This is a genomic window from Rhizobium sp. Leaf384 (assembly GCF_001424065.1).
In the GTDB taxonomy this organism is placed as follows: domain Bacteria; phylum Pseudomonadota; class Alphaproteobacteria; order Rhizobiales; family Rhizobiaceae; genus Ferranicluibacter.
Genome location: NZ_LMQE01000005.1, coordinates 676178 through 701026, shown reverse-complemented (window position 1 = coordinate 701026; position 24849 = coordinate 676178). Strand labels below are relative to the sequence as shown.

19 protein-coding genes are annotated in these 24849 nt (G+C 65.3%); 13 read left to right on the top strand and 6 right to left on the bottom strand.

Annotation, left to right across the window (positions count from 1 at the left end; translation table 11 throughout):
- The first annotated feature begins 100 nt into the window (after positions 1 to 100).
- On the top strand, positions 101 to 2707 hold the full coding sequence (locus tag ASG25_RS11700; protein WP_062473686.1) for a response regulator: 2607 nt from the start codon (positions 101 to 103) through the stop codon (positions 2705 to 2707).
- A gap of 142 nt (positions 2708 to 2849) precedes the next feature.
- On the top strand, positions 2850 to 3320 hold the full coding sequence (locus ASG25_RS11695; RefSeq protein WP_062474530.1) for a DUF3828 domain-containing protein: 471 nt from the start codon (positions 2850 to 2852) through the stop codon (positions 3318 to 3320).
- A gap of 119 nt (positions 3321 to 3439) precedes the next feature.
- On the opposite strand, the gene ASG25_RS11690 is transcribed toward ASG25_RS11695, so the two are convergent.
- The gene (locus tag ASG25_RS11690; RefSeq protein WP_062473684.1) at positions 3440 to 4363 is read right to left on the bottom strand and encodes a pseudouridine-5'-phosphate glycosidase; all 924 of its coding nucleotides are present in this window, start codon (positions 4361 to 4363) and stop codon (positions 3440 to 3442) included.
- Complete coding sequence (locus tag ASG25_RS11685) at positions 4360 to 5340, bottom strand: carbohydrate kinase family protein (protein WP_062473682.1); 981 nt, start codon at positions 5338 to 5340, stop codon at positions 4360 to 4362. The genes ASG25_RS11690 and ASG25_RS11685 overlap by 4 nt, the downstream gene beginning before the upstream one ends.
- Before the next feature lie 234 nt (positions 5341 to 5574).
- Between ASG25_RS11685 and recA the strand changes: the two genes are divergently transcribed.
- Together recA and alaS are read left to right on the top strand one after the other, a co-directional pair.
- A complete protein-coding gene (gene recA / locus ASG25_RS11680) occupies positions 5575 to 6666 on the top strand; it encodes a recombinase RecA (protein ID WP_062473680.1) in 1092 nt (363 codons plus the stop codon).
- 444 nt (positions 6667 to 7110) lie between these two features.
- The gene (alaS, locus tag ASG25_RS11675) at positions 7111 to 9789 is read left to right on the top strand and encodes an alanine--tRNA ligase (RefSeq protein WP_062473678.1); all 2679 of its coding nucleotides are present in this window, start codon (positions 7111 to 7113) and stop codon (positions 9787 to 9789) included.
- A gap of 898 nt (positions 9790 to 10687) precedes the next feature.
- Here alaS and ASG25_RS11670 read toward each other — a convergent pair.
- From ASG25_RS11670 to ASG25_RS11660, 3 genes are all read right to left on the bottom strand, one after another.
- Positions 10688 to 11200 carry a DinB family protein gene (locus ASG25_RS11670; protein WP_062473676.1) on the bottom strand — a complete coding sequence of 171 codons (513 nt, stop codon included), beginning with the start codon at positions 11198 to 11200 and terminating at the stop codon, positions 10688 to 10690.
- Between the two features lie 140 nt (positions 11201 to 11340).
- On the bottom strand, positions 11341 to 11739 hold the full coding sequence (locus tag ASG25_RS11665; protein WP_244475312.1) for a GNAT family N-acetyltransferase: 399 nt from the start codon (positions 11737 to 11739) through the stop codon (positions 11341 to 11343).
- Positions 11740 to 12010: 271 nt separating this feature from the next.
- Complete coding sequence (locus ASG25_RS11660; protein WP_062473672.1) at positions 12011 to 13225, bottom strand: NADP-dependent isocitrate dehydrogenase; 1215 nt, start codon at positions 13223 to 13225, stop codon at positions 12011 to 12013.
- Positions 13226 to 13413: 188 nt separating this feature from the next.
- On the opposite strand from ASG25_RS11660, the gene ASG25_RS11655 reads away from it, so the two are divergent.
- From ASG25_RS11655 to ASG25_RS11615, 9 genes are all read left to right on the top strand, one after another.
- Positions 13414 to 15582 (top strand): FUSC family protein, encoded by a 2169-nt coding sequence (locus ASG25_RS11655; protein ID WP_244475285.1) that lies wholly within the window; start codon positions 13414 to 13416, stop codon positions 15580 to 15582.
- Positions 15579 to 16124, top strand: a complete 546-nt coding sequence (locus tag ASG25_RS11650; protein WP_062473670.1) for a hypothetical protein — start codon at positions 15579 to 15581, stop codon at positions 16122 to 16124. Before ASG25_RS11655 ends, ASG25_RS11650 begins: the two co-directional genes overlap by 4 nt.
- Positions 16125 to 16269: 145 nt before the next feature.
- The gene (locus tag ASG25_RS11645) at positions 16270 to 17127 is read left to right on the top strand and encodes an RNA methyltransferase (protein ID WP_062473668.1); all 858 of its coding nucleotides are present in this window, start codon (positions 16270 to 16272) and stop codon (positions 17125 to 17127) included.
- A 1-nt stretch (position 17128) separates the two neighbouring features.
- Positions 17129 to 17923: a glutamate racemase gene (gene murI / locus ASG25_RS11640; protein WP_062473666.1), complete on the top strand. Its 795-nt coding sequence runs from the start codon at positions 17129 to 17131 to the stop codon at positions 17921 to 17923.
- Between the two features lie 103 nt (positions 17924 to 18026).
- Complete coding sequence (locus ASG25_RS11635) at positions 18027 to 19538, top strand: ATP-binding protein (RefSeq protein WP_062473664.1); 1512 nt, start codon at positions 18027 to 18029, stop codon at positions 19536 to 19538.
- Positions 19539 to 19976: 438 nt separating this feature from the next.
- Positions 19977 to 20594, top strand: a complete 618-nt coding sequence (rpsD, locus tag ASG25_RS11630) for a 30S ribosomal protein S4 (protein ID WP_062473662.1) — start codon at positions 19977 to 19979, stop codon at positions 20592 to 20594.
- Positions 20595 to 20695: 101 nt separating this feature from the next.
- Positions 20696 to 21640 (top strand): glutaminase, encoded by a 945-nt coding sequence (locus ASG25_RS11625; protein WP_062473660.1) that lies wholly within the window; start codon positions 20696 to 20698, stop codon positions 21638 to 21640.
- A gap of 203 nt (positions 21641 to 21843) precedes the next feature.
- Entirely contained in the window at positions 21844 to 22653 is an 810-nt protein-coding gene (gene ttcA, locus ASG25_RS11620; RefSeq protein ID WP_156379756.1) for a tRNA 2-thiocytidine(32) synthetase TtcA, read from the top strand.
- On the top strand, positions 22650 to 23477 hold the full coding sequence (locus ASG25_RS11615; protein WP_062473658.1) for an inositol monophosphatase family protein: 828 nt from the start codon (positions 22650 to 22652) through the stop codon (positions 23475 to 23477). Before ttcA ends, ASG25_RS11615 begins: the two co-directional genes overlap by 4 nt.
- A 71-nt stretch (positions 23478 to 23548) precedes the next feature.
- On the opposite strand, the gene ASG25_RS11610 is transcribed toward ASG25_RS11615, so the two are convergent.
- On the bottom strand, positions 23549 to 24826 hold the full coding sequence (locus ASG25_RS11610; RefSeq protein ID WP_062473656.1) for a multidrug effflux MFS transporter: 1278 nt from the start codon (positions 24824 to 24826) through the stop codon (positions 23549 to 23551).
- Positions 24827 to 24849 lie beyond the last annotated feature (23 nt).

Sequence of the window (24849 nt, the reverse complement as noted above, 5' to 3'; positions counted from 1 at the left end):
AGACGGACGCCGGCTGATAAAGAGAATCGACCAATGACGTCGCATGCGCGGACCTTTCATGGGCCGGGACCCTTCAGGCGGCGGGGCAACGAGGACCCTGATGACGAAACTGCGACAGGCAGACGAGTATCGCATGCCGATCGTCGATCGGGGAACGCGTCCGGGGACCGTGCTGCGCATCGTGCTTCTGGCGATCGTGCTGATCGCCTCGGCAGCGGCGTTCGTGATCTTCAAGAACCAGCTCGGCAACGAGGTCGTCCTCGGCATTCTCGGCATCCTGGCGATGGTGGGCATCTTCTTTCTCGTGTCCGCCGTGATCGGTTTCATCGAGGTGATGCCACAGTCCCGCCCCGACGAGCTCGCGCGCGCCTTTCTGGACGGGCATCCCGAGGGAACGCTGATCACCGACCGCAAGGGGCGGATCGTCTATGCCAACGCCGCCTATGGCGCGCTGACCGGCACGGAGAAGGCGACCGACGTGCAGTCGCTCGAGACCATTCTCTCGCGCGATCGCGAAGCGACCGAGGCGATCTACCGGCTGACGAACGGCCTACGCGAGGGCAAGGCCGGCCACGAGGAGTTCCGGCTGATGAAGCCGTTGCGGGCGGCCGGCGGGTCGGCCGGCTCGGGTGCGCACTGGTTCCGGCTGAAGGCGCGCGTGCTGCCGCTGGAAGATGCCGACCGCAATCCGCTCTACATCTGGCAGATTTCCGACATCACGGCCGATCGGGACGACCAGGAGCGCTTCTTCAAGGAGCTGCAGAACGCCATCGACTATCTCGACCATGCGCCGGCCGGCTTCTTCTCGGCGGGCAAGAAGGGCGAGATCTTCTATATCAACGCGACGCTTGCCGACTGGCTGGGTCTCGACCTCACGAAGTTTCAGCCCGGCTCGATGACCATCGCGGATCTCGTGGCAGGCGAGGGGCTGGCGCTGGTGCAGTCGGTCCAGGCGGATCCCGGCCTGCGCAAGACGAAAACGCTCGATCTCGACCTTCGCCGCGCCAACGGACAGAGCTTTGCCGTGCGCATGGTGCACCGGGTTTCGTCTGCCCGCGACGGAGCGCCCGGCGAAAGCCGGACCATCGTGCTCGCCCGCACGGTGGACGAGGAGGCCGATCCGTCCGCCTCGCTTGCGGCCATCCGCTTCACGCGATTCTTCAACAACACGCCCATGGCGATTGCCTCCGTCGACGGCAACGGCCGGATCCTGCGCACCAATGCGCCGTTCCTGAAGCTCTTCTCCGGCGTCGTGTCGCAGGACGACATGGAGCGCGGCGCGCTGCTGGAGAGCGTGGCCCGCGTTTCCGAGCGTGGCCGCCTGCAGGAGGCGCTGGCTGCGGCCAAGGATCGGCAGAGTGATATCGCGCCGCTCGACCTGCCGCATCCGACCGACGACCAGCGATTCTTCCGCTTCTACGTCAACGCCGTGATCGACCAGAGCGAGCAGGCGCCCGAAGAAGCGGCGATCGTCTATGCGGTGGAGATCACCGAGCAGAAGGCGCTGGAGACCCAGATGGCCCAGACGCAGAAGATGAATGCGGTGGGAACGCTGGCCGGCGGCATTGCGCACGACTTCAACAACGTGCTGACCGCCATCCTCCTGTCGTCCGACCACCTTCTGCTCTCGGCCCGGCCATCGGACGCGAGCTTTGCCGACCTGATGGAGATCAAGCGGAACGCCAACCGCGCGGCGGTGCTGGTGCGCCAGCTGCTCGCCTTCTCGCGCAAGCAGACCATGCGGCCGACGGTCCTGAACATGACGGATGTCATCGGCGACCTGCGCATGCTGGTCGACCGCATGACTGGAACGCATGTGAAGCTCGAGGTCGAGTATGGCCGTGACCTCTGGCCGGTCCGCACAGACCTCGGCCAGTTCGAGCAGGTGCTGATCAATCTGGCGGTCAACGCCCGCGACGCCATGCCGAACGGCGGCACGATCACGATCCGGACGCGCAATCTTCCGGCCGACGAGGCGGCGGCGCTGAACCGGCGCGAGCTTCCGGCGGAGGATTTCGTGATCGTCGAGGTCAGCGACGAGGGCACGGGCATCGCGCCCGAGATCGTCGACAAGATTTTCGAACCGTTCTTCACCACCAAGGAGGTCGGCAAGGGAACGGGCCTCGGCCTCTCCATGGTGTACGGCATCGTCAAGCAGTCCGGCGGGTTCATCTATCCGGAATCCGAAGTCGGCAAGGGCACGACGTTCCGCATCCTTCTGCCGCGCTTCATCGAGGAGGCGCTGCCGGCCTCCGGCGAGGCCGGGGCGGCTGACCAGGCGTCGACGATCGCGACCTCCGCGCCTGCCAAGGCCGAGGAGCCGACGGACCTGACCGGCGACAGCGCCATCGTTCTGCTCGTCGAGGACGAGGAGGCCGTGCGCCGCGGTGGCAAGCGCATGCTGGAAACACGGGGATACAAGGTCTACGAAGCGGGCTCCGGCGTCGAGGCGCTGGAAGTGATGGAAGAGCTGAACGGCATGGTCGACATCGTGGTGTCCGACGTCGTCATGCCCGAGATGGACGGGCCGTCGCTCCTGCGGGAGCTGCGCAAGACCTATCCCGACCTCAAGTTCATCTTCGTGTCGGGCTATGCGGAGGACGCCTTTGCGCGCAACCTGCCGGCCGATGCGAAATTCGGCTTCCTGCCGAAGCCGTTCTCGCTGAAGCAGCTGGCTGTGGCCGTACGCGAGATGCTGGACAGCTAGCGTGCCCGCGCGACGCGGTCGTTGACGGCCCTAGGCCAGACTAGGGACGGCCCTGAGACGGCCCTGGCCGTGTCGCTCGGTCATGGACAACTGAAATGCTGCGACACGGTCCATGGTGGCCGTCAACGATCGGGATCTGTCGATGCGTCTGCTGCTGCTTCTCCTCGGTACGGTTCTCGTGCTGTTTACCGCCGGGCCGAGCCTCGCGGACACCTTCAAGACGCCCGAGGCCCTGATCCGGGCGCTCTATCGTTACGACCCGGACGACACGGATGCGGAAGCGCCATCGCCTTATACGCCCTTCTTCTCGGATGCGCTGAACGCCCGCTTCCAGGCCGACCGCGATCGCACGCCCGACGGCGAGGTCGGCGCGATCGACTTCGATCCGGTGATTTCCGGCAATGACGGCCGCGCGCGACATGTGACGCTCAGCCCGCCGATCGTCATCGATGACCGGGCCGAGCTGGAGGTGAGCTTCGAAAATGGGGAACGGGTGACGCTCTACTACACGCTGGTCCGGGAGCATGGCGGCTGGAAGGTCGACGATATCGCCAACCAGCAGGGCGACGTGCCCTGGAGCCTGTCCGGACTGTTGGACGACGCCAACAGGTGAGGCGGCGCCGAAGGCGAGCCGGAGCAGATAGCGAGCAAGAATCCAGGCGAGACGGAAAGCAGGCGAGACGGCAAGCACGCGAGACGGGGACGGTGCACCCGTCTCGCTGGTGCCTTGCCTTACATCATGGCGACGGCGATTTCTGCGGCGAGGCGCGCATTGTTTTCCACCAGGGCGATATTGGTTTCCAGGCTCCGGCCGTCGGTCAGCTCGAAGATGCTCTGCAGCAGATAGGGCGTGACGGCCTTTCCGATGATCTTGTCGCGATCGGCATTGTCGAGCGCGCGGGCGATATAGATCTCCATCTCGTCGCGCGGGATTTCGCTTGCCTCGGGCACAGGATTGGCAATGAGCATGCCGCCATCGATGCCAAGGCGATCGCGCATCCGCTGGAAATTGGCGATTGCCGCCGGGCTGTTCAGCATCAGAGGGCTCTTCAGGCCCGAGTCGCGCGACCAGAAGGCCGGGAAGATCTCGCTGTCATAGGTGACCACGGGCACGCCGCGGGTCTCGAGCACCTCGAGCGTCTTGGGGACGTCGAGGATGGCTTTCGCGCCGGCGCAAACCACGATGACGCCGGTGCGGGCAAGCTCTTCGAGGTCGGCCGAGATGTCGAAGGTCTCCTCCGCCTTGCGATGCACGCCGCCGATGCCGCCGGTGGCGAAGACGCGGATGCCCGCGCGCGCCGCGGCGATCATGGTGGCGGCAACCGTCGTCGCCCCGGTGCGGCGCTCGGCGATCGCGAAGGCGAGATCGGCGCGCGAGACCTTCATCGCCCCGCGCGTCTGGGCCAGCGCCTCGAGCCGTTCGGCATCAAGGCCGATGTTCAGCGTGCCGTCGATCACGGCGATCGTTGCGGGAACGGCGCCCTGATCGCGAATGATCCCCTCGACGCTCCGGGCCATGTCGAGATTGCCGGGATAGGGCATGCCATGGGTGATGATGGTCGATTCCAGCGCCACGATGGCCGAGCCGCGCGCCTTTGCGGCGGCAACCTCGGCGGAGTAGGCGATCGGGAGATCATGCGAGATGGGGCGGGTCATGGGGCATCCTTTTCGGCACTGCTGTGATGGGCCTGTGAAGACAGGATTTCGGCGGGAGACACAAGGCGCAATTCCTGCGCCAGCCGTTCGGGTGAGAGATCCTCGGCGACGGCGAGTGGCGAGCGCACGGTGACCGCGGCGGCGGCAACGCCCGCCTGCAGGCAGGAGCCGAGATCCGCACCCCCAAGGAATGCGGCCAGGAAGCCGGCTGCCAGTGCGTCTCCAGCGCCGGTGACGTCCGCAAGCGCATCGATATCGGGTGGCCGCACGGTGGCGACCAAATCGCCGCGAAAGGCGACGGCGGCGCGGCCGCCACGCGTGACGACGCCGGCGGCAATGCCCGCCCTGCGCAGGATCGCCGGCCAACCCTCCGCCGTCACGCTCTTCTCGCCGCCGATCGTCGTCGCCTCGGCCTCGTTGAGAAACAGGGTGTCGAGATGGGCGAAGGCCGCGGCAAGCTTGCCGACCTTTGCCGGGGAGATGGCGATGGCCGCCGTGGCCGCGCCGGCCTGCTTGGCCATCCGCAAGGCGTGATGCAGCGTATCCGACGGCAGGTTTGCATCGACCAGCACGAGGTCGGCGGCGTCCACGAGATCGCGCAGCGCCCGTTGCCGAAGCCTGCGCGGCGAAAACAGGGCGTAGAGATCCATGTCGGCAAGTGCGACGATCAGGTTCCCGTCGGCCTCGAGGATCGCGGTGTAGCTCGGCGTGCGACGGTCGAGAAAGGTGAACGACCGATCGACGACGCCCGCCGCCTCCGCTGCGCGCGAGACCGTCTCCCCCTGCGCATCGCCGCCGCGCGGCGCGACCATGCTGACAGCGCAGCCGAGGCGCGCAAGGCCACGGGCCGCATTGAAGCCGCCGCCGCCCGCTTCTTCGAACCAGTGTCCGGGATTGCTGGCGCCAAGCGTCGTCGCACCGGCAATGCGGCCCCGGCGATCGAAATGCGCACCGCCGAAAACGACCACGTTCTTCATCGCGTTTCTCCCCGTTTCCCGCTGTCCATTAACCGATTCGCGGGGTGGCGGCGTGCGAAACAGGGATTTGCATCAAGGACATGGGAGATGTGGAACGTCCAGCGAACAAACATCGAATTCGATTGCTGCGTCAATGCGTTGAAGGCCTCTTGCGAAACGAGAACAAAAAGAGTACATACAGACCAGCGGCGGGTTCATTGCCTCGATTGACCCGATAACCTAAAGGTGGATGAAATGGCTCAGAACTCTTTGCGGCTCGTAGAGGACAAATCGGTGGACAAAAGCAAGGCGCTGGAAGCAGCACTCTCCCAGATCGAACGGTCGTTCGGCAAGGGATCGATCATGAAGCTCGGTGGAAAAGACAGCATTGTCGAGATCGAGACCGTTTCGACGGGGTCTCTCGGCCTGGATATCGCACTCGGCATCGGCGGGCTCCCCAAGGGCCGCATCATCGAGATCTACGGGCCGGAAAGCTCGGGCAAGACGACGATGGCGTTGCAGACCATTGCGGAAGCGCAGAAGAACGGCGGCGTCTGCGCCTTCGTGGATGCGGAGCACGCGCTGGATCCGGTCTATGCCCGCAAGCTCGGCGTCGATCTCGAAAATCTTCTGATCTCGCAGCCGGATACCGGCGAACAGGCGCTCGAGATCACGGACACGCTCGTTCGGTCCGGCGCGATCGACGTGCTCGTGATCGATTCGGTTGCGGCCCTGACGCCGCGGGCGGAAATCGAGGGCGAGATGGGCGACAGCCTTCCCGGCCTGCAGGCCCGCCTGATGAGCCAGGCGCTGCGCAAGCTGACGGCGTCGATCTCCAAGTCGAAGTGCATGGTGATCTTCATCAACCAGATCCGCATGAAGATCGGAGTCATGTTCGGTTCGCCCGAAACGACGACGGGCGGCAATGCGCTGAAGTTCTATGCCTCGGTCCGTCTCGACATTCGCCGCATCGGCGCGGTCAAGGAGCGGGACGAAGTGATCGGCAACCAGACCAAGGTCAAGGTCGTCAAGAACAAGATGGCACCGCCCTTCAAGCAGGTCGAATTCGACATCATGTATGGCGAAGGCGTCTCCAAGACCGGCGAACTGGTCGACCTCGGCGTCAAGGCGGGCATCGTCGAGAAGTCGGGCGCCTGGTTCTCCTATAACAGCCAGCGCCTCGGGCAGGGCCGCGAGAATGCCAAGTCCTATCTTCGCGACAATCCGGAAACGGCGCGCGAGATCGAACAGTCGCTGCGCCAGAATGCCGGCCTGATCGCCGAGAAGTTCCTGGAGGACGGTGGTCCGGAGCCGGACAGCGACGGCGACGACGCCGCGCTCGGCTAGGACAACTTCCGGAGAGGCGCCGTTCGATCGGTCGGCCTCGCCTGGGGTTCCGGCATCTGAGGACGGCGGTCACGGCCTCGCGTTCTCGTCTCTCTTATTCGTCGTCATCGTGCGGCGTCATCCGCGGCCGCTCCTGCCTGGAGCGGCCGTTTTGCCGTCTGCACGCTCTGCTCTGCCGTCTGCACGCTGGTTTCCTTCTGGAGAGGCGGTCTTGCAGGGCAGCGTCGTTCAAAAATGCGGGTGATTGTTTGCGGGATCGGGAGGTTGCGGGTCGTCCAGCCGGACATGCGGCTGGACAGGCATTTGCGCGAGCGATAAAAGCCTCGGGTTCGCGCGAGCGCCCTGTTTCGATGGACGGCGCCTTTGCGAGTACGATCAACCATCGAGATTGCCCGGAGCCGCTCGTCAGCAGCCGCCAGGGTGCGCAGGGACGAAGGACCAGACATGAGCGGCGTAAACGAGATCCGGTCGACTTTCCTCGACTATTTCAAGACGAACGGCCACACCGTCGTGCCGTCGAGCCCGCTGGTTCCGCGCAATGATCCGACGCTGATGTTCACCAATGCCGGGATGGTGCAGTTCAAGAACGTCTTCACGGGCCTGGAACAGCGCCCCTATTCGACGGCGACCACGGCGCAGAAATGCGTGCGGGCCGGGGGCAAGCACAACGATCTCGACAATGTCGGCTACACCGCGCGCCACCACACCTTCTTCGAGATGCTCGGAAACTTCTCGTTCGGCGACTATTTCAAGGAACGCGCGATCGAGCTGGCCTGGAACCTGATCACCCGCGAGTTCGGCATCGATGCCAAGCGGCTCCTGGTCACGGTCTACCACACCGACGACGAGGCCTTCGGTCTCTGGAAGAAGATCGCCGGCCTGTCGGAAGACCGCATCATCCGCATTCCGACCAGCGACAATTTCTGGGCGATGGGCGATACCGGTCCCTGCGGTCCCTGCTCGGAAATCTTCTACGATCATGGCGACCACATCTGGGGCGGTCCTCCCGGCTCGCCGGACGAGGATGGCGATCGCTTCATCGAGATCTGGAACCTCGTCTTCATGCAGTACGAGCAGGTCACCAAGGAGCAGCGTCTCGACCTGCCACGCCCGTCGATCGATACCGGCATGGGCCTCGAGCGCGTCGCGGCCCTGTTGCAGGGCAAGCATGACAATTACGACATCGATCTCTTCCGCGCGCTGATCTCGGCCTCCGAGGAAGCGACGGGCGTCAAGGCTGAGGGCGACCGGCGTGCCAGCCACCGCGTGATCGCCGATCACCTGCGGTCGGCAGCCTTCCTGATTGCCGATGGCGTGCTGCCGTCGAACGAGGGCCGCGGCTATGTTCTGCGCCGCATCATGCGCCGCGCGATGCGCCATGCCGAACTGCTGGGTGCCCGCGAGCCGCTGATGTGGAAGCTGCTGCCGGCCCTGGTCGGCGAGATGGGCCGAGCCTATCCCGAACTGGTCCGGGCAGAGCCGCTGATCTCGGAAACGCTGAAGCTCGAGGAAACGCGGTTCCGCAAGACGCTCGATCGCGGGCTCGGTCTGCTTGCGGATGCGACGGCCACGCTCGACAAGGGCGACACGCTCGACGGCGAGACGGCGTTCAAGCTTTATGACACCTACGGCTTTCCGCTCGACCTGACGCAGGACGCGCTGCGCGGCCGCGGCATCGGCGTCGACCTCACCGGCTTCACCGACGCCATGCAGCGGCAGAAGGCCGAGGCCCGCGCCAGCTGGTCGGGGTCCGGCGACACGGCGACGGAGACCATCTGGTACGAGCTCAAGGATCGCTTCGGCGCAACGGAGTTCCTCGGCTACGATACGGAGACGGCCGAAGGCGTGGTGCAGGCGCTGGTGCGCGGCGGAGCGCTCGTGGAGGCGGCATCCGTCGGGGAGAGCGTCCAGATCGTCGTCAACCAGACGCCGTTCTACGGCGAGTCCGGCGGCCAGATGGGCGATACTGGCGTCATCGCATCCGATGGTGCACGCCTCGTCGTGACCGACACGCAGAAGCGCGGCGAGGGCGTCTACGTCCATACCGCGACGGTCGAAGAGGGCAGCATCAAGGCCGGCGATGCGGTGGCGCTCACCGTCGATCACGCGCGCCGCGGCCGGCTGCGCGCCAACCATTCGGCCACGCACCTGCTGCACGAGGCATTGCGCGAGGTTCTCGGCACCCATGTGGCGCAGAAGGGGTCGCTCGTCGCGCCCGAGCGCCTGCGGTTCGACGTCTCGCATCCGAAGCCGATGAGCGCCGAAGAGCTGAAGATTGTCGAGAACATGGCCAACGAGATCATCGTCCAGAACACGCCGGTGACGACCCGCCTGATGAGCGTCGACGATGCGATCGCCGAAGGCGCGATGGCGCTGTTCGGCGAAAAATACGGCGACGAGGTTCGCGTCGTGTCCATGGGGCAGGGCGTGCGGGGCACGAAGGCCGGCCGTCCCTATTCGGTCGAACTTTGCGGCGGCACGCATGTCGGTGCAACCGGCGAGATCGGGCTCGTGCGGATTCTCGGTGAAAGCGCCGTCGGTTCGGGGGTTCGCCGCATCGAGGCGCTGACGGGCATCTCGGCGCTCACCTATCTCGCCGAACAGGACGAACGCGTGAAGACGCTGGCGTCTGCCCTCAAGGTTCAGCCCGGCGACCTCATCGGTCGCGTGGAAAGCCTGATGGACGAGCGGCGCAAGCTCGAGCGGGAACTGGGCGATGCGCGGCGCAAGCTCGCGCTTGGCGGTGGCGGCGCCTCCGGCTCTGCCGATGCCGCGCGCGACATCGGCGGCATCAAGTTCCTGGGCAAGGTCGTCACCGGCGTCGATCCCAAGGACCTGAAGGGGCTTGCCGACGACGGCAAGCAGAGCCTCGGCTCCGGCATCGTCGCCTTCATCGGCGTGGCCGACGACGGCAAGGCCAGTGCGGTCATCGGCGTGACGGCGGACCTCGTCACGTCCCACAGCGCCGTGGATCTCGTCCGCATCGCCTCTGCCGCGCTCGGCGGCAAGGGGGGCGGCGGCCGCCCCGACATGGCCCAGGCCGGCGGCCCGGACGGCACCCGTGCCGCGGAAGCCATCGAGGCGGTCGCACGGAGCATCGCCGAGATCGCGGCTGCGGCCTGATCGAAGGGCGGGATCTTGACCATATCGGCCGCCGTCACCGGCGGTCGTTGTCGTCTGCGCAGGTATCGCGCGTGGACGTCATCAGCGAGGATGGGACGGGGCACTGCCGGGCTGAGCGCCGCGTCTCCTCGAAAATCTCAGGGTGATCCGTGGGCACCGGCGCATGCCGTGGTGATTGGCGCATCGCGTTGGCGGACGATTCTGCGCGTTGTCGGTACCTGGTCCGGAGAACCGCCTTGCGCGCCTCGGCCGCCCCGCCCTTATCGCCTTGATTGACGACGGTCTGAAGCGCGTTGAACCGGAAGACGGCCGTGCGTGCCCCATCCTGCGGGGACCAGTTATGATGCCGTATGATGCGTGAAGGCGGTTTCGCCGATTGTCCATCGGAACGTTCTGCGTCAGACCCCCGAGGCGGTGCGGAGGCTGCGTAGCAGACGCGTGGTACCATCGTGTTGGCTGGAGATATCCGCCAGGACATGCGGTCACCCAATTCCCGAGCTTCCCGGACCAAGCGCCTTCGGGCCCTCGCTCGACCTCAATCTTCATGAAGCCACTGAGGTTTTCGACGAAATCACGCGGAGTGCTCCGATGACGTCCGTCTTCCCCGTGAAGTGCAGAGAGAAGGATCCCTTGAAGACCCCTGCACCGAGGCCATGTTCTCAATGGGCGGTTCTCGTCCGCTTTTTCGAAAGACAAGCCGTCGGTTGTCGTCATCAACGGACGGCAGGGCTCTTCGAATGGGGCGCGTTCGGGCCGTGCTTTTAATGCGCGTCGCGTGGAAAAAGGAGTCACGCAATGCGCTTAAGTCCTTGTTTTGATGCACGTCGTTTCCCGAAACCGCTGCACACCTTTGGGCGACATGCATGGGGATCTCGACTGTCAAGATTCGCGATGCGCCTCACATGCTCGGCTGGCGGCGCTCGGGTTCCGCTGCGTGCAGATATCCGGCAAAAACATCCCGCATGGCGGTTGCTTCGATGTCCGGAACGAGCCGCCCAACCTCGCCGCGGTGATAGCCGCCATGCGTGATGACGTGGGCCAGCATCTCTTCGCGCGACATGCGCCCCTTCTGTCCGTCCGTGAAGGTGAAATCGATGCGCTCGTCCAGGTCCGCATCGGTGACGCCGGTGATGTACGCGATGTACCAGGTGTCGATGTCGCGCATGGACTGCGAGAGCTCGTCCAGCGAAGGCGGGACGAGCTGCCAGCTCCCCCTGAAATCGTGGGTGCGTCGCTGAAGATGGGCGGCGAATATCGTGTCGACGAGATGCGCATGATGCAGAACGCGGCGCGCGGCCGTCATCGTATCCGTTGGCACGTCATCCTCGCAGGACGCCAGAGCCCTCAGGATTTCATCGTCACTGCGGTATTTGTAGTGGGCCAGAGCCATCAGAAGAGTCTTTGCTGACATCCGCATCTCCCTCCGCAGTGGACCCAACATGAGCAATGCCTAATGAGAAGTCAATCGCTCCGTCCAGGTAACGGTATCGATTGAGCGTCGTCGAAGGGCGCCTCGGTCCATTCCCCCGTTTCCGATGCCTCGCCGCCTTGTTACGGCTCTAGATGCTTCCGGTACTGAACAAACCCGGAGGCGGCGGCGATGCGGTCGTAGAGGCGGCGGGCGGGAGCGTTGGTGTCCTGCGTCAGCCAGTAGAGGCGACCCGCCTGTTTTTCCCGCGCGAGATCCGCGGTGGCTTCGATGAGGGCGGCGCCCGTGCCCGACCCGCGTCTGGCAGGATCGACGAAGAGATCCTGCAGGTAGCAGGTCCAGTCCGGCAGCCAGCAGGACCGGTGAAAGATGATGTGCGCAAGGCCGATGAGCCGACCTTCGCCGGAGAAGGCACCGAGACCGTGCATCGGCTCTGCGGAATCGAGCAGCCGTTCCCAGGTCAGGTCGTATTGCGCCGCCGGCAGCTCCGTCTCGTAGAACGCGAGATAGGCACGCCACATCGGTTCCCACTCAGCCCGGTCCTGCGCGATCAGGGGCGGATCGTCGGTCGGATTGCTTCGGGCATCGGGACTCCACGGCTGATATGTCATGCGGGAACGCGGAGCGCCGAGGATGCCGTCTCCTCGTGCGCTGTGTGAGAGACGTTCTCTATGTGATTCCGCCCAATGTTATTTCATAGAACACGTATATATCCTGAGAAGGCGTGGCCTAAACGAAAGAACCCGGCGGTGAGCCGGGTTCCGATGTTTTCCAGACCTGTTCGACCGTCGATCAGGCCGCCATGGCCTTGCGCAGGTTCTCGTCGATCTTGTCGAGGAAGCCGGTGGTCGACAGCCAGGGCTGGTCGGGACCGATGAGGAGCGCGAGATCCTTGGTCATGTAGCCGTTCTCGACGGTCTCGATGCAGACGCGCTCCAGCGTGTCGGCAAATCGCGTCAGCTCTGCATTGCCGTCAAGCTTGGCGCGGTGGGCGAGACCACGCGTCCAGGCGAAGATTGAGGCGATCGAGTTGGTCGAGGTTTCCTCGCCCTTCTGGTGCTGGCGGTAATGGCGCGTGACCGTGCCGTGGGCGGCTTCGGCTTCGACCGTCTGGCCATCCGGCGTCATCAGGACCGAGGTCATCAGGCCGAGCGAGCCGAAGCCCTGCGCCACGATGTCGGACTGGACGTCGCCGTCATAGTTCTTGCAGGCCCAGACGTAGCCGCCGGACCACTTGAGCGCCGAGGCGACCATGTCGTCGATCAGGCGATGTTCGTACCAGATCTTGGCTTCCTTGAACTTGTCCGCGAATTCCTTCTCGAAGACCTCCTGGAAGATGTCCTTGAAGCGGCCGTCATAGACCTTGAGGATGGTGTTCTTGGTGGACAGATAGACCGGCACGCCGCGCTGCAGGCCGTAGTTCAGCGATGCACGGGCGAAATCGGTGATCGATTCGTCGAGGTTGTACATGCCCATGGCCACGCCGGCAGCCGGCGCGTCGTAGACTTCGTGCTCGATTTCCGTGCCGTCGTCGCCGACGAACTTCATCGTCAGCTTGCCCTTGCCGGGGAACTTGAAATCGGTCGCGCGGTACTGGTCGCCGAAGGCATGACGGCCGACGATGATCGGCTTGGTCCAGCCGGGGACGAGACGCGGCACGTTCTTGCAGATGATCGGCTCGCGGAAGATGACACCGCCGAGAATGTTGCGAATCGTGCCGTTCGGCGACTTCCACATCTTCTTGAGGCCGAATTCCGCGACGCGGGCTTCGTCCGGGGTGATGGTGGCGCACTTGACGCCGACGCCGTGCTTCTTGATGGCGTTGGCAGCGTCGATCGTGACCTTGTCGTCGGTTGCATCGCGGTTTTCCATGCCGAGATCGTAGTATTCAAGGTCGATGTCCAGATAGGGGTGGATCAGCTTGTCCTTGATGAACTGCCAGATGATGCGGGTCATCTCGTCGCCGTCGAGTTCGACGACGGGGTTGGCAACCTTGATCTTGGTCATGAAAACGTGCCTCGTAGCTTGGAATGGGGCTCGATGGTGTGAATGCCCCCGTTTGCGGAACGGACGATAGCTGGCGCTATAGCATTGGCAAGGCCGAAGGCAAAGGCCCCAGAACGGCCGGCGGGTGCGAAAACATGGGCGGGTTTTGCGATCTTTTCGTTTGAAAACAGGCGACCAGCGGGTCGGGCATGATGGTGGATATCTCGTCTCTTCGCGACCGGTTGCTGGCGAACGACCCGGCCTTTTCACGGCTGCGGACCGGGCTCCGGGTGACGCTGAGCGTCTGCCTCTCCGTGGCCCTGCTGGCGGCGCTGCAGGGTTTCTGGCTTCCTCTGCCCAAGGCTGCCTATGCGCTCGCCATCACGCTGTCGATCCAGAGCGGTCTGTCGGTCAAGGACACCACGCTGCACGACCAGTTCGTGACGCGGCTTCTCGGCTGCGGCCTCTGCGTTGCGGTCGTCGGGCTTGCGGCTCTCCTCGAGGGCACGCGGCTGGTCTCGGACCTCGTCTTCCTCGTGCTGATCTTCGCGGCGACCTATGCCAGACGCTTCGGGCCCCGCGGTTTCGCGCTCGGCATGTTCGCCTTCATGTCCTACTTCATCGGCGCCTACCTGCGGCCGGCGCTGCCGGACCTGCCGGCGACGGCGCTCGGGCCGCTGACGGCGCTTCTGGTCGGGCAGGGGGTTCGCCGCTTCGTCCTTGCGGAGGACTGGCGGCTCGATCTCGTCCGGTCCGTCGCCGCCGTGGAAACACGGATCGACCGCATTCTCGCGCAGCTGTCCTCTGCGCGCGGCGCGAACGACGCGCGGATGTGGCCAGCGACCGATCGGTCGAAGACGGACCGGCATGTCGAGCGGCTGAAGGATGCCGTTCTGATGGCCGAGAGCTTCGTCCCGGCACGCCCGGAGACGGATGGCCGCCATGACGCCGAGCGGGACGACCCGCGTCGGAGCGCGGTGACGATCGCGCTGTTCGAGGCGCATGTCGTCGCGGAAAGCCTCGTCATGCTCTCGCGGCAGGCGGCGCTACCGGCGCCCCTGATCGCTGCGCTGCAGAAGGGCTCCCGGGAGGCGGTCGAACGGCATGCAAGGCGCGCGGGGCATTCCGCAGGGGAAGATCCCGATCGGCTCGAGGCCATCGACGCCTGCCTGTCGCTCGACGCGGTGCGCCGCAGGCTTGCGGGTGCGGTGTCCGAGCTCGTCTCGGCGCCGGACGGTGCGCCAACGGCAAAGCCGGGTCCGGCCGAGCCCGGTGCGGCCACGACATCCGGCATCTCGCTGGACGATCCGGCGGTGCGGCGCGCGATCCAGATCACGCTCGCGTCTGCGATCGCCATGGTCTTCGGGCTGATGCTGTCCCGGGAGCGATGGTTCTGGGCCGTGCTCTCGGCCTTTCTCGTCTTCACCAACACGCGCTCGCGCGGGGATACGGCGATGCGTGCCGTGCAGCGGTCGATCGGGACCTTCTTCGGGATCACGGTCGGCCTCGTCGCTGCAAGCTTGCTGCAGACGATGACATCCGTCATTCTGGGGCTGGCCGCGGTCTGCGTCTTTCTCGCCTTCTACCTCCTGGCTGTCTCCTATGCGGCCATGACCTTCTTCGTGTCGATCGTGCTTGCCCTGGTCTATAGCCTGATCGGCAGCCTGACGCTGAACGTGCTCGTGCTCCGGCTCGAAGAAACGGTGATCGGTTCGCTCGCCGGGCTTGCGGTGGCCTTCCTCGTCTTTCCGTCCCGCACCGACGCCTTGGCGGGCGAGGCGCTGCGGCACTGGTGTACCGCCCTGCGGCGTCTTCTGCACGACGCCGCCGAGGGACGCAGCGGCTTCGATCTCATCCACGGCTCGCAGGTTCTGGAGCAGGCGTATGCGGAGCTCGCCTCCGTCGTCCGACCGCTCGGCTCTCCCTGGCAGCTCGTGACCCGGCCGGGCGTCGTTCGCCAGACCCTGATGACGCTGATGACGGCGACTTACTGGGCGCGCACCTTTGCCGGCGGGCTGGCCGCAGCGCCCGTCGGGAAGCTCTCATCACGAGACGAGGCCTCGAGGGAAGAGGACAAGTCCGCGGAGGACGGTCGGGAAGCCTGCGATCCTTCCGAGGACCGGATGGCGTTTCTGGTGGCGGAGGCGCTGGCCGCCGTCGATCGGATCGAGGCGAGGGGCGGCAGCTTATTTTTGACGAAGCGCCCGTCGCTGCCGCGCAAGCGCCGTCATTTCCGCCTATCGCGGCCATCGTCCCTTGTCGGCCTGGAAATGATCGCGCAGACACTGTCGCGATTGGAGCCCGCGCCGCAGGCGGAGGACGCGCCACAGACACCCCCGCGAGACGGTCCGGGGACGCACCAGGAGAGCCTTGCGTGAAACGATCCATTTCCTTTCTTCTATTCGTGACCGCATCCGCCATCGTGGCGACGACGTTGACCGCCAGGGCGGCACAGGCCGCCGATGTGACGGCGCCGGTCAAGGAAATCATGGCCGAAGCGCAGAATGGCTGGTCGGAAACGCCGGTGGGCGAACCGCGGGACTATTTCGACGACGAGCGCCTGAACCGGATCTACAGCCGGGATTTTACCCGCGTCTACAAGGACGCGACCCGGTTTCCGGCTTTCGAAGACGGCGATTCCCCGCTTGATTACGATCCGATCGTCAGCGGGCAGGACAGCTGCTCGCTGAAGGACGTCAAGATCGTGCCGGCGGCGCCTGTCGATGCCCGCGCGGACGTCGCGGTCACCTTCGACAATGTGTCCTGCCTCGAGGATCCCGGCGAGCGCAAGCCGGCCGAACTGCACTTCATCGTCGTCGAGGAGAACGGAAAGCCCGTGATCGACGATATCCTGCGCGGCGGCGAGCAGGGGTCGCTCAAGAACGAACTCGCCGCGATTGCCGCCCAAGGCGCACAGTAGGCGGCGTCTTTCAAAATCTGCCGATCTGTGCGACGTAGCGGCAAACGAGGACGGCTGCAGGACAACGCGGCATCGGGGGTCGGCCGTGCGGTGCCCGCCCTATCGCGCACGCAGAAACGCCGCGCACGCAGGAAACGAGGACGATATGGCAGGCACGAACAGCGAGCGCCCGCTTCTGGCGGAAGGACCGGCGATCATTCTGGTTCATCCGCAGCTGGGCGAGAACATCGGCATGGTGGCGCGGGCGATGGCGAACTTCGGCCTCGTCGAACTCCGCCTGGTCAACCCGCGCGATGGATGGCCGAGCGAAAAGGCGCAGGCCGCCGCAAGCCGCGCCGATCACGTCATCAATCAGGCCAAGCTCTACGAAACCACGGAGGAGGCGGTCGCCGACCTCAATTTCGTCTATGCGACGACGGCACGGGACCGTTACGGCTACAAGCCGGTGCGCGCGCCGGGCGTTGCGGCGGAGACGCTGCGCGGGCGCTTCTCACGTGGCGAGAAGACCGGCATCCTTTTCGGGCGCGAGCGTACGGGCCTGACCAATGAGGAGATCGCGCTGGCCGACGAGATCGTGACCTTTCCGGTCAATCCCGCCTTTGCCTCGCTCAATCTGGCGCAGGCCGTGCTTTTGATGTCGTACGAGTGGATGAAGACGTCCATGGCGTCGGAGGATGAGACCTCGTTCCAGGCGCTGCCACAGCAGCCGGCGACCAAGACGGATCTGCAGGGCTTGTTCGACCATGTCGAGGAGGCGCTCGACGCCCGCGGCTACTTCCGCCCGCTCGCCAAGCGTCCGAAACTCGTGGACAACCTGCGCGCCGTGCTGACGCGGCCGGGTTTCAGCGCCACGGAAATCCGCGTCGTTCGCGGCGTCATCTCGTCGCTCGACCGGTTTACCCGGGAAACGCCGCGCGGTGCGGGCGCACCGGCCGACGGACGGAGCGGGGCCGGCCGGACGGTGGCGCCGGAAACGACGATGCCAGACGAGAGCGAAGGCTGACATGAAGCCCGTCCTCGTCTTCGACAGCGGTATCGGCGGTCTGACCGTGCTGCGCGAGGCGCGCGTGCTGATGCCGGAGCGGCATTTCGTCTATGTCGCGGATGATGCCGGTTTTCCCTATGGCGGCTGGACGGACGAGGCGGCGCTGAAGACGCGCATCGTCGGTCTCTTCGCCGATCTGATCGCCCAGCACGACCCGGAGGTCTGCATCGTCGCCTGCAACACGGCGTTCACGCTGGTGGGGGCGGACCTGCGTGCCGCGTTTCCGCAGATGCGCTTCGTCGGCACCGTTCCCGCGATCAAGCCGGCGGCGGAACGCACCCGGTCCGGCATGGTCACCGTGCTCGCGACGCCCGGCACGGTCAAGCGCGCCTATACGCGCGACCTCATCCAGTCGTTTGCCGCGCAGTGCGATGTGCAGTTGGTGGGGTCGCAGCCGCTGGCCGCCATGGCGGAGGCCTATGTGCGCGGCGAGACGCTCGAGGATGCGGCCGTGCTGAGGGAGATCGCGCCCTGCTTCCAGGAGGCCGGAGGCCGTCGCACGGATATCGTCGTCTTGGCCTGCACGCATTATCCCTTCATGGCCAATCTCTTCCGCAAGCTGGCGCCCTGGCCTGTCGACTGGCTGGATCCGGCGGAGGCGATCGCGCGGCAGGCTCGCCGGCTGGTGCCCGCGGCCGAGAGCTACGTGCCGCTGACGGGCATCGACCCGGCCATCTTCACCTCGGCCGCCCCGGATTTTTCGACCCGGCGGCTGCTGCAGGGATTCGGGCTGACGGTGTCACCGCCGCTTTAGCTGTGGGTTGCGCCCGATGGCGGGCGCAGCACGGCGGAAATTCTGATAGACCTGCAGGCTGGCGGCGTGGCGGCGCGGCAATTCGGATGAGAACGAGGGTTTCATGAAGGTCGGCATCGACATGGGGACGGCGCTCGACGGCAAGTCCGTACCGCTCGATATCGAGGAACTGCTGGCGACGCGGCTTCTGGTGCAGGGCAATTCCGGCTCCGGAAAGTCGCATCTCCTGCGGCGTCTCCTCGAGCAGTCCGCACCCTGGGTCCAGCAGTGCATCATCGATCCGGAAGGCGACTTCGTCACGCTGGCCGACAAGTTCGGCCATGTGGTCGTCGAGGGCGAACGCACGGAAGCGGAACTGGTGGGTATCGCCTCGCGCATCCGCCATCACCGCGTCTCCTGCGTGCTCTCGCTCGAAGGGCTCGACATCGAGCAGCAAATGCGCACGGCCGGCCTGTTTCTCAACGCGCTTTTCGACGCCGACCGCGAGTTCTGGTACCCGATCCTCGTGGTGGTCGACGAGGCGCAGCTCTTTGCGCCGTCGGTCGGCGGGGACGTGACCGAGGAGGTGCGCAAGCTCTCGCTCGGTGCGATGACCAACCTTATGTGCCGTGGCCGCAAGCGCGGCCTGGCGGGTGTGATCGCGACGCAGCGGCTGGCCAAGCTGGCCAAGAACGTGGCGGCGGAAGCATCCAACTTCCTGATGGGGCGCACCTTTCTCGATATCGACATGGCACGCGCCGCCGATCTCCTGGGCATGGACCGGCGCACGGCGGAGATGTTCCGCGACCTCAAGCGCGGATCCTTCGTGGCGCTTGGCCCGGCCCTGTCGCGCCGGCCGTTGCCCGTAACGATCGGAACGGTCGAGACCTCGGCGCGCTCCACCAGCCCGATGCTGACGCCGCTTCCGGAGGCTGTCGCGGATGTCGAGGATCTGATCTTCACGCCCGACCCGGACGAACTGACCCGGCCGCTGACACGCCGTGTCGCGCCGGCGCCTCGGCCGGCGACCGATATCCTGGCGGAGCTCTCGCGTCCGCGTCCGGAGCCTGTCGCGCCCGTCGAGGCGCGCCCGCAACAGCCGGACATGCCGCCGGCCGACCGGGAGGCGCTGCTGGACCAGATCCTTTCTGAAATCCTCGACCATCCCGGCGCGGCCTTCCGGGCCGATGCGGAGCTGTTCCAGGATTTTCTGGTGCGCTGCCGGATCAGACGGGTGCCGGGTGCGGCCCTGTCGCTGCCGGCGTTCCGCCGCAAGATGGCGATCAGCCGCTCCGGCGTCGATGCCGAAACGGCGGCAAGCGATGCGTGGAAAACCGCCCTCGATCTTTCGCGGCAGGTCACGGAAGATCTGCAGGGCGTGTTCCTCAACGTGGCGCAGGCGGCGCTGCGGGGGCAGTCATGCCCGTCCGACCTGATGATCGCGCGGGCGTATGGCACGCATTCGGCCAGACGCGCCCGCCGCCTTCTCGGCTATTTCGAGGAGCAGGGGCTGATCGTCGTCCATGGCGACGCGGCAGGACGCCGGATCGTCGCCTTTCCCGATCTGAGTGCCGAGACGGCGCCCGGCGACCCGAACGCCGCCCTGGAGATGGACGAGCGCAGCGCCGCGGAGTAAACGTGAGCCTGTGGATACCCGAACGTCTTCGGCGCCGCCGAGGGCCGTTTCGACATGGATATAACGGTTGCGGGGCGGCGGGCTTTCGATGCCGCGGGCCGAGACAACGGGTGTCTGTGCTCGGCTGGGGGCCCACGGTTTCACAAGCGCAGGGTTTCACGAGCGCAGGCTTTCACGATTGCGGGGAGCAGGATCGAACGGGCGGGTTGCGTCCTGCCTTGTCCGCGCGCCGACCAGGTTGACAAGTCTGTGGCTTGCCCCTAAACACCGCGACAACGCCGGGCCGAAACGCCCGGTGTTTTATTTGACATGTCCCGTGGCGTCTCCCTTAGCTTTATGTGAGATACCTGTCAGAACAGCGCAAGCGGTTCAGAGGAGGGCGTGTTTCCTTCATCCTGTCCGGCAACGGACGGGTGCAACGTTTTGAAAGGAAATGCGATGAGCAAGCGCGAATCGTCCAAGTACAAAATCGACCGCCGGATGGGCGAAAACATCTGGGGTCGTCCGAAGTCCCCGGTCAACCGCCGTGAATACGGCCCCGGCCAGCACGGCCAGCGCCGCAAGTCCAAGCTGTCGGACTTCGGTGTCCAGCTGCGCGCCAAGCAGAAGCTCAAGGGCTACTACGGCGATATCCGCGAGAAGCAGTTCCGCGCGATCTACGACGAAGCCAACCGCCGCAAGGGCGATACCTCGGAGAACCTGATCGGTCTGCTCGAATCGCGTCTCGACGCGATCGTGTACCGCGCCAAGTTCGTTCCCACGGTCTTTGCTGCCCGTCAGTTCGTCAATCACGGCCACGTCTCGGTCAACGGCGTTCGCGTCAACATCGGTTCCTATCGCTGCAAGGTCGGCGACGTGATCGAGGTTCGCGAGAAGTCCAAGCAGCTGGTCATGGTTCTGGAAGCCGTGAGCCTCGCCGAGCGTGACGTTCCCGACTACATCGAAGTCGACCACAACAAGATGGTTGCAACCTTCGCGCGCATCCCGGGCCTTGCCGACGTGCCTTACGCCGTCATCATGGAACCGAACCTCGTCGTCGAATTCTATTCGCGATAAGCGATCGTTCCGGCTTCGGCCTTGCACAATCGGAAAAAAGCCGCTCCATTCGGGGCGGCTTTTTTCATGCGGAAACGGTCAGGCAACGACGTGAGGACCCCATGTCGGATACGGAATCTCTCGACCTGCAGTCGGTGCTCGACGACATCTATGCCGCCATCGCGCCACGTCGCGGCGAGGGAAAAGTGGCGGACTACATCCCCCAGCTGGCGCGAATCGACCCCCAGCGCTTCGGGATGACGATCGCGACCGTCGATGGGCCGGTCTATTCCGTCGGTGATGCCCAGATCCCGTTTTCGATCCAGAGCATTTCCAAGGTCTTCACGCTGACGCTGGCGCTCGGCAAGCACGGGGAGCGCCTCTGGTCGCGGGTGGGGCGGGAGCCGTCCGGCACTGCCTTCAACTCCATCGTGCAGCTGGAGCAGGAGGGCGGGAAGCCGCGCAATCCCTTCATCAATGCGGGTGCCATTACGATCAGCGACCTCATCCTCGCCGGGCATACGCCGCGGGAGGTGATCGGCGAAATCCTGCGGTTCATGCGGATGCTTGCCGACGACGAGGACATCTCGATCGATCCGCAGGTGGCGAAATCGGAAGCCGCGACGGGGTTCCGCAATGCCGCACTCGCCAATTTCATGCGCTCGTTCGGCAAGCTCGATCACCCTGTCGATCACGTTCTGGGCGTCTATTTCCACCACTGCGCCATCGCCATGACCTGCGTCCAGCTGGCAAAGGCGGGCCTCTTCCTGGCCAATAACGGCCAGCAGCCGGGAACCGGCCATTCCATCGTCTCCCGCCAGCGCGCGCGGCGCATCAATGCCCTGATGCTGACCTGCGGCCACTATGACGGCTCGGGCGACTTTGCCTATCATGTCGGTCTTCCCGGCAAGAGCGGCGTCGGCGGCGGCATCATGGCCGTGGCGCCGGGGAAGGCCTCGGTCGCCGTCTGGTCGCCCGGGCTGAACGAGAACGGCAACTCGCAGCTGGGCTCAGTGGCGCTGGAGATGCTCGCAAACCGCACCGGATGGTCCGTGTTCGGCGCCTGACACGCGCCCGTACCGATTTGTCTTGATCTTGCCACGCAGGGCGGGCAAGGCAGGCCGTCCATACGTATTCGTGGCCGTCGGCGTTGTCGAACAACGCCCCTGCCGGAAAGCCTTGTTCGATGACATCTCAATCCACGCTGCTTCGCGACGACGAAGGTTCGCCGACTGCGCCTGCAACCGAGCTGCCGGCGATCTTTCACGGCATGCCGGACAGCGTCAGCTTCAACAAGCTGCGCAAGCGGCTGTTGCGCAATGTGCGCCAGGCGATTGACGATTTCGGCATGCTGAACGGCCAGAAGCGGTGGCTGATCGGCGTCTCCGGCGGCAAGGACAGCTACAGCCTCCTGGCGCTGCTCATCGACCTCCAGTGGCGCGGCCTGCTGCCCGTCGACCTGATCGCCTGCAATCTCGACCAGGGTCAGCCGAATTTTCCAAAGCATGTCCTGCCGGATTACCTGCGGTCCATTGGCGTCGCCCACCGCATCGAGTACCGCGACACCTATTCCATCGTGAAGGAAAAGGTGCCGGCCGGCGGCACCTATTGCGCGCTGTGCTCCCGTCTGCGGCGCGGCAATCTCTACCGCATCGCCCGGGAGGAGGGCTGCGACGCGCTCGTGCTCGGTCATCACCGCGAAGACATTCTGGAAACCTTCTTCATGAACTTCTTTCATGGCGGGCGGCTGGCGACGATGCCGGCCAAGCTCGTCAATGACGAGGGCGACCTGACGGTGCTGCGTCCCCTGGCCTACGCGGCGGAAGACGATCTCGCGAAATTCGCCGCCGCGATGCAGTTCCCGATCATTCCCTGCGACCTCTGCGGCTCGCAGGACGGCCTGGAGCGCAATGCGATGAAGGCGATGCTGGCCGATATCGAGGCGCGCATGCCGGGCCGCAAGGACACGATGCTGCGGGCGCTCGGCCATGCCAATCCGTCGCATCTGCTCGATCCGAAGCTCTTCGACTTCCAGTCGCTGACGACCCAGAAACCCATGACAACGGAACCCCACCCATGACCCGCGAGATCGACATTGCCGGACTGGCCAACCTGCTGCAGGAGGCCGCCGCGATCGAAATCCTGCCGCGCTTCCGCAATCTTTCGAGCGGCGACGTGCGGATGAAGACCGAAGCGATCGATCTCGTCACCGAGGCCGACGAAGCCGCGGAGCGCCTGATCAAGGCGCGCATCGGCGATATCGTGCCTGGCGCCCTGTTCATCGGCGAGGAGTCGGTGGCTGCCGATCCGGCCTTGCTCGGCCAGCTTGCGGGCGCCGATCTCGCCGTGATCGTCGATCCGATCGATGGCACCTTCAACTACGCGGCCGGCCTGCCGCTCTTCGGCGTGATGGCCAGCGTGGTCGCCGGTGGCGAAACGATCGCGGGGATCATCTACGACCCCATGGGCAACGACTGGGTGATCGCCGAGAAGGGCTCGGGCGCCTGGGCGTGCCGCGCAGACGGATCGCAGGACCAGCTGTCGGTCACGCCGGCGCCATCGACGCTGGAGGATCTCGTCGGCTGCGCTTCGACGGGCTTTTATCCGCCGGAAGACCGCCGCACCGTCATGGGCAACATGGCGCGGGTGCGGATTGCCACCAGCTACCGATGTGCGGCCCATGAATACCGGGCGTTCTCCGCCGGCCACTTCCACTTCCTCATGTATCAGAAGCTGATGCCGTGGGATCATCTGGCGGGATGCCTGATCGCCGAGGAGGCGGGCGCTTATGTGCGCCGCTTCGACGGTTCGCGCTACCAGCCGCAGCACGTCGACGGCGGCCTGCTCGTGACGTCCGACGAGGCAAGCTGGCATGCGTTGCGCGAGAAGGTCTTCACGGTCTGATCTTCGCATCGGTGTGAAGCGCGAAAGGGCAGCCAACGGGCTGCCCTTTTTGCGTCGCGGTGTCGAGTGGTTCAGTGCCCGCCCATGCCCGGTTCCATGTCCGGCTCGTCGCCCGGATGGGTGAACAGCTGGCCGCGTTCGGCCCAGAAGACAGCCAGGATGGTGAAGAGGCCGAAGAGGGCGAAGCCAACGAAAAGCGGGCGCACCGTCCCGTCGAACATCTGGCCGATCATGCCGCCGAGGAGGGCGCCGCCCGTTGTGGAGACGAAGCCGGTGACGGCGGTGGCCGTGCCGGCAATGTGCCCCATGGGCTCGAGGCAGATGGCGGTGAAGTTCGTCGTGATGACGGCGAAGAACATCAGCATGACGCTGAGCATCAGATAGGTGAAGAGGAAGGACGGCGTGCCGAACAGCGCAACCGCGACGGCCAGCATCCCGAGCAGGGTAAAGACGATCATGCCGGCATGCGAGATGCGGCGCATGCCGAAGCGGCGGACGAAGTAGCCATTGGCGAAGTTCGCGACCGCGATGCCGGAGGCCGTTCCCGCGAAAGCGATCGGCAGCCAATCCCCGAGCCCGTAGACCGTCCCGAAAATCTGCTGCACGGTGACGATGAACGTGCAGATGACGGCGGTGAACAGCGTGAGGCCGAGCATGTAGCCGCAGGTGACGCGATTGGTCAGGACCGTGCGGAAGCCGCCGGAAATGGCCGCGACCGACAGGGGCAGACGCTCCGCCACAGGCAGCGATTCCCGCATGCGCATGCTCGCCCAGACGAAGAGAATGGCGCCGATCACGCCGAGCAGCAGGAAGATCCAGTGCCAGTCGGCATAGGTGAGGACGGCCTGGCCGAAGGACGGCGCGAGGATGGGCACCAGCATGAAGACGATCATGATGTAGGACATGACCCGCGCCATCTCCCGACCGTCGAAGCAGTCGCGCGTGATGGCGGTCGTCGTGATGCGGATGGCCGCCCCGCCGACGCCCTGCGCGAAGCGGAAGGCGAGGAGGGCGGTGAAGCTCTCCGTCCAGGCGGCGGCAAAGGTCGTGACCGTGAAGATGGCCAGACCGAGCAGCAGGATGGACCGCCGGCCGAACGCATCCGCAAGGCTGCCGAAGACGAGCTGGGCGAAGCCGAAGCCGAAGAAGTAGACGGCGATCACGAGCTGCGCATCGTTCGCATTGGTGACGTTGAGGGAGCTTGCAATATGCGGCAAGGCGGGGAGCATGCTGTCGATGGCGATCGCGATGCTCGCCGTCATCAGGGCGATGGTGACGACGAACTCGCGGAAACCGAGTCCGATGCGTTGCGAGCCTTGCGGCAGTGGTGGCAGAGGGGGCGTGGACATACGGGACTCGATTTCTGGCGGTG

What these genes read in the sequence shown, in the direction of transcription:
- ASG25_RS11635 (WP_062473664.1), top strand. Translation starts at nt 18,027, where the DNA reads ATGAAGGTCGGCATCGACATGGGGACGGCGCTCGACGGCAAGTCCGTA.
- murI (WP_062473666.1), top strand. Translation starts at nt 17,129, where the DNA reads ATGAAGCCCGTCCTCGTCTTCGACAGCGGTATCGGCGGTCTGACCGTG.
- rpsD (WP_062473662.1), top strand. Translation starts at nt 19,977, where the DNA reads ATGAGCAAGCGCGAATCGTCCAAGTACAAAATCGACCGCCGGATGGGC.
- ASG25_RS11695 (WP_062474530.1), top strand. Translation starts at nt 2,850, where the DNA reads ATGCGTCTGCTGCTGCTTCTCCTCGGTACGGTTCTCGTGCTGTTTACC.
- ASG25_RS11610 (WP_062473656.1), bottom strand. Translation starts at nt 24,826, where the DNA reads ATGTCCACGCCCCCTCTGCCACCACTGCCGCAAGGCTCGCAACGCATC.
- recA (WP_062473680.1), top strand. Translation starts at nt 5,575, where the DNA reads ATGGCTCAGAACTCTTTGCGGCTCGTAGAGGACAAATCGGTGGACAAA.
- ASG25_RS11615 (WP_062473658.1), top strand. Translation starts at nt 22,650, where the DNA reads ATGACCCGCGAGATCGACATTGCCGGACTGGCCAACCTGCTGCAGGAG.
- ASG25_RS11700 (WP_062473686.1), top strand. Translation starts at nt 101, where the DNA reads ATGACGAAACTGCGACAGGCAGACGAGTATCGCATGCCGATCGTCGAT.
- ttcA (WP_156379756.1), top strand. Translation starts at nt 21,844, where the DNA reads ATGCCGGACAGCGTCAGCTTCAACAAGCTGCGCAAGCGGCTGTTGCGC.
- ASG25_RS11625 (WP_062473660.1), top strand. Translation starts at nt 20,696, where the DNA reads ATGTCGGATACGGAATCTCTCGACCTGCAGTCGGTGCTCGACGACATC.
- ASG25_RS11690 (WP_062473684.1), bottom strand. Translation starts at nt 4,363, where the DNA reads ATGACCCGCCCCATCTCGCATGATCTCCCGATCGCCTACTCCGCCGAG.
- ASG25_RS11655 (WP_244475285.1), top strand. Translation starts at nt 13,414, where the DNA reads ATGATGGTGGATATCTCGTCTCTTCGCGACCGGTTGCTGGCGAACGAC.
- ASG25_RS11665 (WP_244475312.1), bottom strand. Translation starts at nt 11,739, where the DNA reads ATGTGGCGTGCCTATCTCGCGTTCTACGAGACGGAGCTGCCGGCGGCG.
- ASG25_RS11685 (WP_062473682.1), bottom strand. Translation starts at nt 5,340, where the DNA reads ATGAAGAACGTGGTCGTTTTCGGCGGTGCGCATTTCGATCGCCGGGGC.
- ASG25_RS11660 (WP_062473672.1), bottom strand. Translation starts at nt 13,225, where the DNA reads ATGACCAAGATCAAGGTTGCCAACCCCGTCGTCGAACTCGACGGCGAC.
- alaS (WP_062473678.1), top strand. Translation starts at nt 7,111, where the DNA reads ATGAGCGGCGTAAACGAGATCCGGTCGACTTTCCTCGACTATTTCAAG.
- ASG25_RS11645 (WP_062473668.1), top strand. Translation starts at nt 16,270, where the DNA reads ATGGCAGGCACGAACAGCGAGCGCCCGCTTCTGGCGGAAGGACCGGCG.
- ASG25_RS11670 (WP_062473676.1), bottom strand. Translation starts at nt 11,200, where the DNA reads ATGTCAGCAAAGACTCTTCTGATGGCTCTGGCCCACTACAAATACCGC.